At 42.7% G+C, this 13121-nt stretch carries 13 protein-coding genes and 1 pseudogene; 2 read left to right on the forward strand and 12 right to left on the reverse strand.

From position 1 onward, the window contains the following. Positions 1-699: 699 nt before the first annotated feature. The 5 genes and pseudogenes from JBF11_RS10160 to JBF11_RS09755 all read right to left on the reverse strand — a co-directional run. Positions 700-912: pseudogene (locus tag JBF11_RS10160) on the reverse strand (translation initiation factor IF-2 N-terminal domain-containing protein); the annotation flags it as partial. Further along, entirely contained in the window at positions 836-1111 is a 276-nt protein-coding gene (locus tag JBF11_RS09740; protein ID WP_334315284.1) for a YlxR family protein, read from the reverse strand. The pseudogene JBF11_RS10160 and the gene JBF11_RS09740, both read right to left, overlap by 77 nt. After that, on the reverse strand, positions 1101-2351 hold the full coding sequence (gene nusA / locus JBF11_RS09745; protein ID WP_334315285.1) for a transcription termination factor NusA: 1251 nt from the start codon (positions 2349-2351) through the stop codon (positions 1101-1103). Before nusA ends, JBF11_RS09740 begins: the two co-directional genes overlap by 11 nt. Before the next feature lie 16 nt (positions 2352-2367). Then, on the reverse strand, positions 2368-3030 hold the full coding sequence (locus JBF11_RS09750; protein ID WP_334315286.1) for an LSm family protein: 663 nt from the start codon (positions 3028-3030) through the stop codon (positions 2368-2370). Positions 3031-3283: 253 nt separating this feature from the next. Beyond that, positions 3284-5017 (reverse strand): YeiH family protein, encoded by a 1734-nt coding sequence (locus JBF11_RS09755; RefSeq protein ID WP_334315287.1) that lies wholly within the window; start codon positions 5015-5017, stop codon positions 3284-3286. Between the two features lie 333 nt (positions 5018-5350). Between JBF11_RS09755 and prmC the strand changes: the two genes are divergently transcribed. Continuing rightward, positions 5351-6331, forward strand: coding sequence for a peptide chain release factor N(5)-glutamine methyltransferase (gene prmC / locus JBF11_RS09760; protein ID WP_334315288.1), 981 nt, complete (start codon positions 5351-5353; stop codon positions 6329-6331). A gap of 45 nt (positions 6332-6376) precedes the next feature. On the opposite strand, the gene flgM is transcribed toward prmC, so the two are convergent. The 6 genes from flgM to tatB form a co-directional block, all read right to left on the reverse strand. After that, complete coding sequence (flgM, locus tag JBF11_RS09765) at positions 6377-6706, reverse strand: flagellar biosynthesis anti-sigma factor FlgM (RefSeq protein ID WP_334315289.1); 330 nt, start codon at positions 6704-6706, stop codon at positions 6377-6379. A 190-nt stretch (positions 6707-6896) separates the two neighbouring features. Further along, entirely contained in the window at positions 6897-7628 is a 732-nt protein-coding gene (gene hisA, locus JBF11_RS09770; RefSeq protein WP_334315290.1) for a 1-(5-phosphoribosyl)-5-[(5-phosphoribosylamino)methylideneamino]imidazole-4-carboxamide isomerase, read from the reverse strand. A gap of 9 nt (positions 7629-7637) precedes the next feature. Continuing rightward, on the reverse strand, positions 7638-8288 hold the full coding sequence (locus JBF11_RS09775) for a hypothetical protein (protein ID WP_334315291.1): 651 nt from the start codon (positions 8286-8288) through the stop codon (positions 7638-7640). After that, the gene (gene hisB / locus JBF11_RS09780) at positions 8285-8893 is read right to left on the reverse strand and encodes an imidazoleglycerol-phosphate dehydratase HisB (protein WP_334315292.1); all 609 of its coding nucleotides are present in this window, start codon (positions 8891-8893) and stop codon (positions 8285-8287) included. Before hisB ends, JBF11_RS09775 begins: the two co-directional genes overlap by 4 nt. A gap of 12 nt (positions 8894-8905) precedes the next feature. After that, a complete protein-coding gene (gene tatC, locus JBF11_RS09785) occupies positions 8906-9736 on the reverse strand; it encodes a twin-arginine translocase subunit TatC (RefSeq protein ID WP_417168639.1) in 831 nt (276 codons plus the stop codon). Between the two features lie 311 nt (positions 9737-10047). Continuing rightward, complete coding sequence (tatB, locus tag JBF11_RS09790; protein WP_334315294.1) at positions 10048-10299, reverse strand: Sec-independent protein translocase protein TatB; 252 nt, start codon at positions 10297-10299, stop codon at positions 10048-10050. A gap of 280 nt (positions 10300-10579) precedes the next feature. Here tatB and JBF11_RS09795 point away from each other — a divergent pair, with 280 nt between their 5' ends. Beyond that, on the forward strand, positions 10580-11455 hold the full coding sequence (locus JBF11_RS09795) for a restriction endonuclease (RefSeq protein WP_334315295.1): 876 nt from the start codon (positions 10580-10582) through the stop codon (positions 11453-11455). A 75-nt stretch (positions 11456-11530) separates the two neighbouring features. Here JBF11_RS09795 and guaA read toward each other — a convergent pair whose 3' ends face one another. After that, a complete protein-coding gene (gene guaA / locus JBF11_RS09800; RefSeq protein ID WP_334315296.1) occupies positions 11531-13075 on the reverse strand; it encodes a glutamine-hydrolyzing GMP synthase in 1545 nt (514 codons plus the stop codon). Positions 13076-13121: the final 46 nt, after the last annotated feature.

The following is a 13121-nucleotide window of genomic DNA, read 5'->3' on the forward strand; positions in this document are numbered from 1 at the left end:
GGAAATGACACGTACTTGGGAAATATCTTTTTTGGCTTCCGGCGCTTCAGTTTTCTTTGTGCCGACAGGGGGTAGAATGCTTTTTGTCGCGGTATTGTCCGGCACAGCTGACACAAGCGGAGCTTTTTTCGCTTCCCTTGGACGGGTATCTTCTTTCGGGGCTGTTTTTTGTTCCGTTTTAGGCTTATCTTGCTTTGTTTCCGTTTGGACAGCTTCTTTTACGGTTTCAGCCACGGTTTCAGCTTTAACTTCGGTTTTGTTTTCCGCCGCTGCTTCAGCGTTGTCTTCAGCTTTTGCTTCTGCTTTCTTGACTTGTTCAGTTTTTGCAGGAGTGATGATTTTTGCAGGGGTATCAATAACTTTTTTCGTTTTTGCCGCTTTCGCCGTTTTGGGTTTTTCTGCTTTTACGTCGTTTGCTTCCGCGTCTTTTTCCGCAGGTTTGGCGCTTGCTTTTCCTGCTGTTTTACCGGCGGTTTTGCCGCTTGTTTTTTCAGCCGTTTTGGAACCTTTTTCGGTTTTTTCGGTTTGTTCGTCAGCAGCTGTTTTTTGAGCGTCAGCTTTTGCTTCGGCAGGCTTTTTCTCTTCTTTTTTGGTTTCCGCTTTTGCCGGTTCTGTTTTGCGGCGGCGAACAATGACTCCGGACTCGGTTTCACGCTGTTCTATTTTGTCGTTGGCGTGAGCCTGTCTGTATTCTTTTATTTTTTGCACGTCATCTTCTGTCAGCGTTGACTTTGTTGCTTCAATATTGAGCTTGCTGCAGTCTTTTTGCAGCTCTTTCACATTTATACCAAGTTCTTGAGCTAAATCTTTTATTTTCATTTTTTCACTCATAATCTTATGCCCCTTTACGCTTGCGACGGATAGAGCCTTTTTGGGTAATTTTTTGTTGGCATTCTTCTGAGGAACAAACATAATAGCCACGCCCTTCTTTTGTTTGGGCTAAATCCACCTCAAGTGTTCCCCCATACTGTTCCTCGTTTTCTCGGGAAAACACGTAACGTATACTGTCTTTTTTGGCAAATTTCTTTCTGCAAAATACACACATTCGCATCGGTATATGTTTTTCTTTTTTCATTTTGCCAAAAAAGCAGGTTGAACCGTTATTCTTCATTACCCTCGATCACGGGGGTAAGGAAACTGATCGCTGAACGAAGTTCCGCAATACGGTTTTGGGTTAATGATAATTTTTCGGAAATTTCTTCATCGCTTGCATTGCGCAAATCGTCTAAATTCTGGAAACCGGCTTTTATCAATTGTTCGACACTGATTTCAGCAACACTGGCAATTTGTTCCAAGCCGCGGCCGATTCCATTGGCTTCCTTATAGCGTGTTTCGGAGAAAATATCAATTTTCCAACCTAAAAGCTTAGCCGCAAGCTTTACGTTTTGTCCTTTGCGTCCTATGGCATTGGTAAGCTGTTCGTCCGGAACGGTTACTTCAAGCAGGTTTTCAGCTTCGTCCACGACAATTTTCGTAATGACGGCTGGTGCCAAGGCGTTTTTCGCATATACCGTGATGTCTTGGTTCCAAACGACGATGTCAATGCGTTCGCCATGGAGCTCCTGCACGATATTTTGAATGCGTGAGCCGCGTACACCGACACAGGCGCCTACCGGGTCGACATCCCTGTCACGTGTGAGGACTGCGACTTTAGCACGGGAGCCGGGGTCGCGGGCAACCCCCATGATTTGGACTGTTCCGTCGTCAACTTCCGGAACTTCCAAGCGGAATAAGGCTGCGAGGTAATCCCTGTGGGCGCGGGAAATAATGACTTGCGGACCTCTTCCGTCTTTTTTTACATCAATGATGAGAGCTTGGGTGCGTTCGCCGCGTTTATTGTGTTCTTTGGGGATTTGTTCGTCCTTGGGCAGGAGCGCTTCTGTTCTGCCAAGATTGATAATCCAGCCGCCCTTGTCACGGCGCTGGGTTATTCCGCTGACAATTTCGCCGATACGGTCTTTGTATTCATTATAAATTTGTTCTTGTTCGGCATCACGCATGCGCTGAATAATGACCTGTTTGGCGGATTGCGCCGCAATTCTGCCAAGGTCGTCAATTTTCATGCGGAAGCCCATTTCATCATCCAAACCAACAGAGGGATCGTGTTCACGAGCTTCGGCAAGAGTGATTTGCGTCAATTCGTTTTCAACTTCTTCCACAACGATTTTAAATTGATAAATATCAATTTCTCCCGTGTCTTCATTGAAACGGACTTCGACATCCAAATCATCGCCGTATCTGCGTTCAACGGAAGTCCTTACTGCGTCTTCCAAGGTTGTGATCAGCTGTGCCCGATCAATGCCTTTGTCTTTGCTGATTTGATCAATCGCTTTTTTTAATTCCAAATTCATGTGTTAGCCTCCGCATTTATTTGCGTGAATTTGTTTTGCTGAGAGTAGTTTCCGGAAAAACATGTATCAAATGGGCTTTTTTTACATTTTCCCAATCAATGACGCATTCTGTTCCGTTCGGAGAATCCAAAGTCAGGGTGAATGCATTTGCTTGGACGCTTTTCAATGTTCCGGTGAATTTTCTTCTGTTTTCAAAATCCTTGTGTGCTGTTTCAAGGGTAATATCAAGAGGGTGTCCTATGTAAGGACGCAATTGGCTTATTTCAAAAAACGTCCGTTCAAGACCCGGAGATGAAACTTCCAAAATCCATGCGTCGGCAAAAATGTCCTCAACTTCCAGGCTGAGTCCCACAAGACGGGAAATTTCAGCGCAGTCGTCAATATTGACACCGGATTCTTCGGAAAGATTTTCTTCGGCTTCTTCTTGATTTTTTTGCCGTGCCATGGGGTGGACAGATTTTTGTCTGCTTTTTTCTTCGCGGGTGAGCGGTTTTATGAATGGAATACTTTTATTCTCCCATGGGGTGTCAACAAAAATCCGCACGACAGGACGGGTTCCGCTGCCAAGAAGTTCAATTCCCCAAATATTCAGATTGAAACTTTTTGCGGCAACAGCGGCAGCTTCCCGGACAATGTCCAGCAGCTTCGCCCTTCCGATATTTTTTTCTTCCGGTTTCATGCTTTTCCTTATTTTTTGCAATAAAAAAAGGGAGGCCAAATAAGACCACCCGGCTATATACCAATAAATTTCGTCTGTATATAACAGGTTGCATAAATGCAACATTGAAAACGGCAAAACCGTATTCAACGAGATTTATTTATATTGATTTTTTATAACTGTCAAGCATTTTTTATTAATTTGAATTTTCAGCGGTTAAATAAAAAAGGCATGCGGAAAACCGCATGCCTTTATGGTTTAGGCTAACCGTTCATTATTGCAAAAGGGAAGCCTTGATTTCCGGGAATGCGAGGTCGAACATGATCCAAGCCATGAGAATGGTCAGGCAGATATTGAATGTTTGACCGCAAACGTAAAGAATGAATGGCTTTCCGCCCTTGAAGTATACCGCAAGTTCACGGAAGTTGGTAGCAAGACCGACGGAGATAAACGCGAGAGCGAAGTACCATCCGCGAAGACCCTTGGTTACATCGACAACACCCTTGTCAATGATGGAGTAAGCAAGGTCTGAGCCATAGCTTGCGCTCATGAAGGAAAGAAGGATGGACAAGCCTAAGAAGCCAAGAACGAACTTAGGGAATCTGTGCCAAATTTCCATTGGGCTGACTTTGCCATCGGCAGTTTGTTCTACTCTTGTTGTGAAGTAAATAGCAACGAAGAATGCGGTCACACCGATAAGCACGTTTTGGATCATCTTAATGGTAGCTGCAACTTGCATTGCTGTATCGCCAAGGAAAGCTCCTGCAGCGGCAACAGCACCGGTTGAGTCGATAGTACCGCCGATCCATGCACCGCCAAGAACCGGGTCAAGGCCGATAGCCTTGATGAGAGCCGGCATAGCGATCATCATGATTGCCGTAAAGGTGAGTGAAAGACCAACGGCAAGGGTAAGTTCTTCTTTTTTAGCGCGACAGGCTGCAGCTGTTGCGATAGCGGCGGAAGTACCGCAAACGGACATATCTGCAGAAATCGTGATGTTCAATGTCTTGGATTCCATTTTTAATATCTTTTGACCGAAGATATAAGTGGAAATAAGAACGATAGGCGTTACGATCCAGGCAACGAAGATACCGGGAATACCGATGGCTACGATTTTTGTGAAGAGAACTTCACCACCGAGAAGAACAAGACCGGTTTTGATGTAGTATTCAACTTGAACGGCAGGCATCATCCATTTTGGAGTTTTAATTGTGTTGGCGATAAGCATACCGAGAACGATAGACCAAATTTCAGCATTCAATCCGTAGTAGCTCATGCCTGCGTGTTTACCCAAAATGTTAGCGATTACGCAGAGAATGAATACGCCGACAAAACCGATAAGGAACTTCGCAACGCTGAATCCCATGAAGAAGATACCGATACTCATGATAAGGGCGATACCGATACCAAGCATAATCATTTTAGGGAAAAGATTATAAGGTTTTGCCAATTTTTCCTGAAGTTTTGAAGAAGCTTTGTCAGCTTTTTGCCAAGCGGTGATCGCTTCTTCCGCTTCAGCATTGAGCTGTGCATTTTGGTAGTTAGCTTCCTGAGCCAAGGTATCGGCAGTGACGGCAAGTTCTTTTGCGGCAGCTGCAGCAGCTTTGGCTTCATTTACTTTATCCATTTTGTCAGCATTCAAAGCGTCAGCTTGTTCTTTTGAAAGAACCATGGAATCCAAAGGATTGCCGCTCCATTTTTTAGGGGTTGCAAAATAAGATTTAAATTCTTTCATTGCAGGCAAAGAACCACCCATAATTGCTTTTTTAGCTTTTTTAGCTTCGACTAAAGCAACAGTATCGTATGGTTTTGCTTTTTCTACTGAAATGATGTCATTCTGAGCTTGGATTTTTTGCACGAAATCAGATTTTGAAGGAAGGATTAAAAACATTGCAAAGAATGCGATGGCTAAACCAACCCAAATTGCCCAATAGTCTTCTTTCTTCCAAAGATCAGACCAACTACTTTTCGCTCTGTCTATAACGATGCTTTCATCATGTTGAGACATACGACTCTCCTTGTTAAAATTTCCCTAATAAAATTTGTAAAGCACAATTTTATCGTTGTCATCATCTTATCCTTTTTTGAGATTATTGCAAGTATATATTTTCACATATTTTAACTTTTTTTATATTTTTTGTGTTTAATCAAATTAAATGATAAAAAATTTTATAAAATCAACATATTAATTCTGTAATGGAATGACTGCGCATAAATGAAAATTCGGGACTATGTTTTGAACGTTGCTTTTTCACACATTATTTTTTATGTTGGAAACGGTTTTCATTTTATTGGGGTTTTGGGGATAAGATATTTTTCACAATAGGGAATGAAGGGTTTTATGGAAACGTTTTCAATCCATTTCATTATTTCGGAATATGCCAAGGAACTTTTCGCCTGTTTGCAGGCAAAAGGGAAAAATTCCTTTGATTGCGGCATGGAACGGTTAGCCGACGCGGCAAATGAAGTGTATCATCTTTTGTCTTTTGTGTTGGAAAAAGATAAGGTTTTTCTTTTATCCCATAAGGAATACGAACTGACGGCATCGGAGCGTGAAACGTTTTTAACTTGTTTTGAAAGAAGAAAAAATGGCGAGCCGTTGGCATATATTGTCGGGCGGAAAGAATTTTACGGGTATGATTTTCTTGTGGATAATTCAACGCTTATTCCGCGTCCCGATACGGAAATTTTAGTGGATGAGGCGATAAAATTCTATTATTTCCAAAAAGACAATGAGAATACTTCGGAAAAAACGTGCGCAATATCAAATTTTCAAATTGTTGACTTGGGAACAGGCACCGGCTGTATTTTATTATCCGTATTAAAAGAATGCGGAAACGCCTGCGGCGTCGGAATCGATATAAACCCAAAAGCCGTGGAACTTGCGCGAAAAAATGCCGAAAATCTGGGTCTGCAAGAAAAATGCGCTTTTTTTACGGCTGATTTTACGGATACGAATTTTTCTGAAAAGCTTGAACTCGAGATTTTGCATACAGCTAAAATCGACTGTCTTACCAGCAATCCTCCTTATATTCCTGATTATGAATATGAGATATTGGATAAGGGGGTAAAAGGATATGAACCCAAAACAGCCCTTGTTTCAGGCAATTCTCTTGCAGGAATACAAGGATTGTATCATGCGGAAAAAATTCTTGCTTTGGGTGAAAAAATTCTTCGGAAAGGCGGTTTGATATTGCTTGAGCATGGTTATGACCAAGGGCGGGCTTTGCGGGAACTATGTTCTTCTTATGCATTTTTTGAAATAAAAACGCTGTATGATTTTGGAAACAATGCACGGGCGCTTTATGCTATTAAAAGCTGAAAGGCGGGAAAATATCCCGCCTTTCGTTAAACCGTTTGTGAAAATTTAGTTCGCTAAAAGCAATTCCTTGTGCGCAAAAAGGTCTTTTACAATGGCTTTTGCCGTATCCATACTATTAAATTCGTACGTACCGTTTGCAATCATGGTTTTGAGGCGCTGAACCTTATCCGTACGAATATCAGGTGTTTCAAGAGCTTCAATTTTCGCCAGCGCATGATATTTTGCGTCTTCGGAAAGAGAAACCGTATCCTGAGCCGGCTGCGTATTCGGCAAAATGCTTTTTGTTTCTTCCTGCTTTGCAATTTTACTTGCGGAAGAAATTTCATTCAAGCCGATGGGATATGTTTCAAATCCGTTGTTATTGCTTATCTTCATAAGAACCTCCATAGCCGTTCACTGAAGAAAACGGAAGTCCAAGTTGGCGCTTTTAGTATTGGACTGTCGTTTCAACAAAAATATTATCGGCAGTGTGCAAAAAGCCTTTAGGCTATTTTGAAAAAATCTAGACTTTTTGTAGATGGTTTAACTGCCCAAAACTTCATAATAAATTATTTGGTTGGTAAATTTAATTTTTTTTAATAAAATTTATCGCTTCGTTAAAATCAAGCGTGCCTTCGTAAATTGCGCGTCCGGAAACAATTCCTTGCAGTGAAGAATTTTTTGCAAGAGGCAAAAGCTTTTTAACGCTTTCCATAGTGGAAACTCCGCCCGCGGCAATAAGGGGCAGTGGGCAAAGTTTCGCAAGGCGTTCAATTTCGGCAAAATTAAGTTCGCTGTGCATGCCGTCCCGTTCTATATCGGTATAAATGATAAAGGCGCAGCCGGCATTTTGCAGTTTTGGCAGAATTTCATCAATTTCTTTGCCGGAATCTTCGACCCAGCCTCTTGTTTTGAGTTTTTTTCCTTGAACATCCAAGGAAACACCCACTCTGCCGGGGTATTTTTTACAAATTTTTTCAAACAGGGCAAAATTTTCAAGAGCCATTGTGCCGATAATAATTCGGGTTACGCCTAAATTGAGCCAAAAATCAGCAATTTCTTCCGAGCGTATTCCGCCTCCGAGCTGGACGGGAATATCAAGTTTTTGGCAAATTTCTTTGACAATTTCCGCATTGACGCTTTTTCCTTCAAAAGCGCCGTCTAAATCGATTAAATGCAGGTATCCGGCTCCAAGGCTTTGCCAATGCTTCGCCATTTGCACCGGGTCGTCAGAAAAAACGGAAACTTGGTCCGCTTTTCCTTGTTTTAAACGCACGGCTTTGCCATTTTTCAAATCCACCGCAGGGAAAATAATCATATAAGCATCCTATTGCAATGATAAATGAAATTCATGTATCATCTTGTTCATAGATTCATTGACAAAATAAATGATGTTTTGGCGCTGTCTCGGGGTGACATAATCCTCACCGGACGCATTGACCTTAATAAAGCTTATTTCTTGATAATGGGAGCGGGCCTGCAAAAAGCCGTCTTTTGATTCCGTTTCCGGATGCAGGGCTTTGACAAGGTAAAAATCCGCTATAAGACGGGCGGGGGAGAAAACATCTCCGCCTACCCCTTGTTTTTCTTCATGTTCCAAAATTTGCGGAACAAGGATGTAATCGGCGTTTTTATCTTGGGCGATTTTTGCCCATGTTGCCAGGACGTTGGGGCGGTTCTTGCTGTCTCTTTGAATGGAAACGCTTAAATCGCTTTGGGTTAGAAAGATATAGTTCCTTTGGGTCTTTTGAAGTTTTGCTTTTAATAGCTCATTATAACGAGCGAAATCGACTGCGGAGGCGAGTCCTTGCTCTTTGGGAATGTAGCCTGCCAAGAGCTGCGCCTCGTTCGTGGGCTGGTTGTAAGGGGCTACGGCAATGGTCACGGGAGCGGGAAGCGCGGGGATTATCGCTTGTTCGCGGCAGGCTGCCGCACATAGACTTATGAAGGCAAGGGCGAGCAAAAGTATTTTTTTCATAAATCCAAACTTCCTTTTGTGCTTGTGGCAGTTTCATCATTGATAACAACAGCGCGGCGCAGGGCTTTGCCTATTCCTTTTGCTACGGATTCAAGCAGGTGGTGTCCGTTTTTGCCATAAAGAAATTGTACGTGCAAATTCATTTTCGCGCTGCTTGCGAATGCTTTGTAAAATTCACGCCAAATATCTTTTTCGTCTCCGGCGATGACAGGGGGCAAGAGCTCGTCATTGCGCCATTCAAGCCATGCCCGTCCGGAAAGGTCGAGGCAAACTTCCGTCAACGCTTCATCCATTGGAATTTTCGCAAAGCCGGTACGCTCGATGCCGTTGGCGCCGTTATGGCTGAGCAAGGCGTCATGCAGGGCTTTGCCTAAGCAAATTCCTATATCTTCCATGGTATGGTGAAAATCAATGTGCGTATCGCCTTTGCAGGTGAGTTCCAAGTCGAATTTCGCCCAAAAGGCGAGCAGTGTCAGCATATGGTCTAAGAAACCTATGCCGCTTTGGACAGCGGTTTTTCCTGTGCCGTCAAGATTGAGACAGAGGCTTATGTCTGTTTCGTTTGTTCGGCGGGAAATGTTTGCTTTTCTTTGTGTTGTGGACATAATTTTTCCGTTTTAGCTGTCAGAAGTATTGGTTGCAGCAGATTTTTCCAAGGATGCAGCCGGTGTTTCCTCTGCTGCATCATTTTGCGTTTTGCCGTTTTTTTCCGTATTTTGCTCTTCTTCTTTTTTCTTGTTTTTATCCGCTGTCCTGTTGGCGGCTTTTGCAATATAAATGCTTATTTCATAAAGGATAAGCATAGGTATCGCCATCATGGTTTGAGAAAAAACATCGGGCGGCGTTAAAATCGCCGCGATAATGAAAATAAGCAAAACAGCGTATTTTCTGTTCCGGCGCATGGCTTGAGGCGTAAGAAGGCGTAACCGTGCAAGAAAATAAGCAAAAAGCGGCATTTCAAAAACAAGCCCGAAGGCTATGATCAGCTTGAGGGCGAAACTCAGGTATTCTTCAATGCTGATCATCGGGCGTATCATGTCGCTGGTAAAGCCCATAAAGAATTTAAACGCGATCGGGAATACGGTAAAATAACAAAAAGCTGCCCCTGCCAAAAAGAAAAAGGCGGAAAAAAACGCCAAAGGCAAGACCGCGCGTTGTTCTTCCTTATACAGCCCCGGAGCGATAAATGCCCAAATTTGATAAAAACTGTAAGGGCTCGTGCCCAGAATGGAAAGCATGAGGGCGACTTTCAAATACGTGAAAAACGCTCCTTGCGGTGAGGTATAAATAAGTGTGCTTCCTTCCGGCAAAAAGCGGGTGAGCGGTTCCGCCAAATAGAAATAGGCTGTTTCCGATATGCCGTAAAAGCCGACAAAACCGATCAATACCATTATCACGATACGTGTCAGACGGGTGCGCAATTCCCCTAAATGGGAGAGAAGAGGCATTTGATTTTCTTCAGGGTCGTTTTGTGTTGAAATTTTTGCGGGAGGGGTGAATGCTTCGTTTTGCGGCGTGTTTTGAGTTTGTGTGTCCTGCCGTGTGTTCTTGTTTTCTGTATTTTCTTTATCTTCTTGATTTGTATTATTGTTTTGTGAGGTTGTGTCCGCAGTGTTTTCGGTGTTTTGCTTATTATTTTGTTCTTTCGGTTGTCCGCCGTTTTGTTCTTCGGACAAAGGACGGGAGGCAATGGCTTCTTTGCCGATTATTCGCTTGATATTGTTTTCTTCATCATCCAGACACATGGAGAAATCCTTTATTAAGCTTTTGTCTCTTCATTTATTGGGGAAGCGGTTTCCGCCTGTTTTTGCTGCTCGGCTTTTTTCTTTTCCTGTTCTTCTTCAAGGGCTATTTCCGTATTCATTGTGCGCTGGAAATCGCGGGAGGCCTTTTGGAATTGTCCCATAGCTTTTCCCAGGGTATTGGCAATTTTAGGCAAGTTCTTGGGTCCCAAAACAATCAATGCCACAACTAAAATCAATAAAAGTTCCGTAGAACCGATTCCAAACATGCATACCTCGAAAAATGATCAATTATTTTTTGGAAAATAAAGTATAGACGATTTTTTTCTCAAACGCAAGCAGGGAAAACGGCTGTTTAATTATGCATGGCCGCTTGAGAAAAAAGGAGATTAATATTTATTGTAATGATATGTTAAGATAATATTTATAAAATAAGAAGCAATAATATTGTATGTTATGAATAAAAAAGGTATAGTACAGTATAATTATTTATAAAGTTATTGTTGAAATTTGTAACTTGTTGGATATATTGAAGTATTAGGAGATGTGATGAAAAAAGATATTCCTAGTTATCCTTTATTAATAGAAGCAACATATGATGCTTTGAAACAATTAGGCGGTTCTGGAAAAAATGATGAAATTAATCAAAAGGCGATAGAGATTTTGAAGTTAACAAATAACATATTAGATATTATGCATATCGATACTAATTTATCAGAAGTTTATTATCGATTGGCATGGGCGAGAACGTGTTTAAAGAACTATTCTGCAATAGCAAATAGTGCTAGGTCGGTATGGTCTATTTGCCCTGATTATACGACCATTGATAAAGTGAATGGAGAAGATGTTTATAGTTATCATCGTAAAAAAGAAATGATTTCAGCTAAAGAAGAGATAGGGGGATTATCTGAGAGTGATATAAATAATGTGGATACTCTTGTTCCTGATGTTAATCTTCCTGAAGAGGTGAAAGGCTGGAAACAACATTTATATAAGATTTTATTAGAAATGAACCCATATGCGTTTGAGCGACTGACGCAAAGATTATTACGTGAGTGTGGGTTCTCGGAAGTTAAAGTAACAAAAAAATCGGGTGATGGTGGTATTGATGGTATTGGTAAGCTTAAGATAAATGGTATTTTTACATTTAATATTGCTTTTCAATGTAAGCGTTATAGAGGAAATGTTAATGTTTCTGAAATAAGGGATTTTAGAGGCTCATTAACAACCGACATTGAAAAGGCGTTATTTATAACTACCGGAACATTTACACAGCAGGCAATCGAAGATGCTTGTAAAAGCGGTAAACAGCAAATTGACTTAATGGACGGTGAGGAATTTATTAATAAACTTGCTGAACTTCAATTAGGAGTAACTGAAATAAAAGATTACCAAATAAATGAAGAGTTTTTCTCAAAGATTTAGTTATGAAAAAAAATACGTTAATACTATGTAATAATAAAAAGGCTACAATCTTGTAAAAGTTGTAGCCTAAATTTTTTATTCCCATTCGATAGTGCTGGGCGGTTTTGGGGAAATGTCAAGCACTACACGGTTGACGCCGCGCACTTCGTTGATAATTCTTGTACTCATTTTGGCAAGCACGTCTTCCGGAATGCGTGACCAGTCGGCTGTCATTGCGTCAACGCTGTCCACAATACGCAGAGCGATAACGCTTTCATAGGTTCTGCCGTCGCCCATAACGCCGACGGTCTTAAGCGGAAGAAGCACGGCAAAGCCTTGCCATACTTTGCGATACCAACCGGAAGCTCGCAATTCTTCCTGCACAATGGTATCCGCCTTACGCAAAATATTCAGGCGTTCTTCGGTTATTTTACCGATAATGCGTATGGCAAGTCCGGGACCGGGGAAAGGGTGGCGCCACAAGACAGATTCGGGAATGCCAAGTTCGGCTCCGACGGCACGCACTTCGTCTTTGAAAAGCTCGCGCAGCGGTTCGATCAAGTCCATATCCATTTTTTCCGGCAAGCCGCCCACATTGTGGTGGCTTTTAATGACAGCGCTCGGACCTTTATGGGAAACGGATTCGATAACATCGGGGTAGAGCGTGCCTTGGGCAAGGAATTTCACGCTGACGCCGCCGGCTTTAATGGCGTTCGCTTCTTGCTCGAAAACATCGATAAAGGTATGTCCGATAATTTTCCGTTTTTTTTCAGGGTCGTCAACGCCTGCCAATTTATCGAGAAAAAGTTTGCTTGCGTCCACATATTTCAAATTCAAATCAAAGTGTTCCCGTAAATAGTTGACAACTTCTTCGCCCTCGTTTTCACGCAGCACGCCGTTATTTACAAAAATGCAATGCAGCTTGTGCCCGATTGCCTTATTCAAAAGCACGGCGACAACGGTTGAGTCAACCCCTCCGGACAAGGCGCATATAACGTGCCCGCCGCCCACTTTTTCCCGGCATTCTTCGATAACCCGTTCGGCGAAATTGTGCATGTTCCAGTCGGCTTTGAGGTGTGCCACTTCAAAAAGGAAGTTTTTGATCATGGCTGTACCGTCAAGGCTGTGGTGCACTTCCGGGTGGAATTGCAGAGCGTAGATTTTGCGTTTTTCATCGCACATGGCGGCAATGCCGAGGGTAGATGTTTTTCCGCATACGTCAAAACCTTGCGGGGCTTTGCTTACTTTGTCGCCGTGACTCATCCACACGCGGGAGCTTTTGCCAAGTCCGTTCCAAAGCGTGCTTTTTCCGCAAAATTCTAATTCGGCAGGTCCGTATTCACGTGTTTCCGATTGGGAAAGTTCACCGCCGAGATTGTGCGCCAAAAGCTGCATGCCGTAGCAAATGCCAAGCACCGGCACACCGATTTCAAGCAGTCCCATATCCAATTTCGGAGCGTCTTCTTCGCCGACGCTTGCCGGTCCGCCGGATAAAATAATTGCGTCCGGCTGCAGCGCTTTGATTTTGTCCGCTTTCACTTGGCAGGGGTGGATCTCCGAATAAACACCCAGTTCGCGCACGCGGCGGGCGATAAGTTGCGTCACTTGTGAACCGTAGTCGATAATAATTACTTTTGACATATTGACCTTATTTCTGATGGTTATTGTTTATGCGGTGTTTTTTGCA

The sequence above is a fragment of the Taurinivorans muris genome (assembly GCF_025232395.1).
In the GTDB taxonomy this organism is placed as follows: Bacteria; Desulfobacterota; Desulfovibrionia; order Desulfovibrionales; family Desulfovibrionaceae; genus Taurinivorans; species Taurinivorans muris.

Bases quoted from the DNA above. Each gene is read 5' to 3' on its own strand.
- JBF11_RS09740 (WP_334315284.1), bottom strand. From the start codon at position 1,111: ATGAAGAATAACGGTTCAACCTGCTTTTTTGGCAAAATGAAAAAAGAA.
- nusA (WP_334315285.1), bottom strand. From the start codon at position 2,351: ATGAATTTGGAATTAAAAAAAGCGATTGATCAAATCAGCAAAGACAAA.
- JBF11_RS09750 (WP_334315286.1), bottom strand. From the start codon at position 3,030: ATGAAACCGGAAGAAAAAAATATCGGAAGGGCGAAGCTGCTGGACATT.
- JBF11_RS09755 (WP_334315287.1), bottom strand. From the start codon at position 5,017: ATGTCTCAACATGATGAAAGCATCGTTATAGACAGAGCGAAAAGTAGT.
- prmC (WP_334315288.1), top strand. From the start codon at position 5,351: ATGGAAACGTTTTCAATCCATTTCATTATTTCGGAATATGCCAAGGAA.
- flgM (WP_334315289.1), bottom strand. From the start codon at position 6,706: ATGAAGATAAGCAATAACAACGGATTTGAAACATATCCCATCGGCTTG.
- hisA (WP_334315290.1), bottom strand. From the start codon at position 7,628: ATGATTATTTTCCCTGCGGTGGATTTGAAAAATGGCAAAGCCGTGCGT.
- JBF11_RS09775 (WP_334315291.1), bottom strand. From the start codon at position 8,288: ATGAAAAAAATACTTTTGCTCGCCCTTGCCTTCATAAGTCTATGTGCG.
- hisB (WP_334315292.1), bottom strand. From the start codon at position 8,893: ATGTCCACAACACAAAGAAAAGCAAACATTTCCCGCCGAACAAACGAA.
- tatC (WP_417168639.1), bottom strand. From the start codon at position 9,736: ATGCCTCTTCTCTCCCATTTAGGGGAATTGCGCACCCGTCTGACACGT.
- tatB (WP_334315294.1), bottom strand. From the start codon at position 10,299: ATGTTTGGAATCGGTTCTACGGAACTTTTATTGATTTTAGTTGTGGCA.
- JBF11_RS09795 (WP_334315295.1), top strand. From the start codon at position 10,580: ATGAAAAAAGATATTCCTAGTTATCCTTTATTAATAGAAGCAACATAT.
- guaA (WP_334315296.1), bottom strand. From the start codon at position 13,075: ATGTCAAAAGTAATTATTATCGACTACGGTTCACAAGTGACGCAACTT.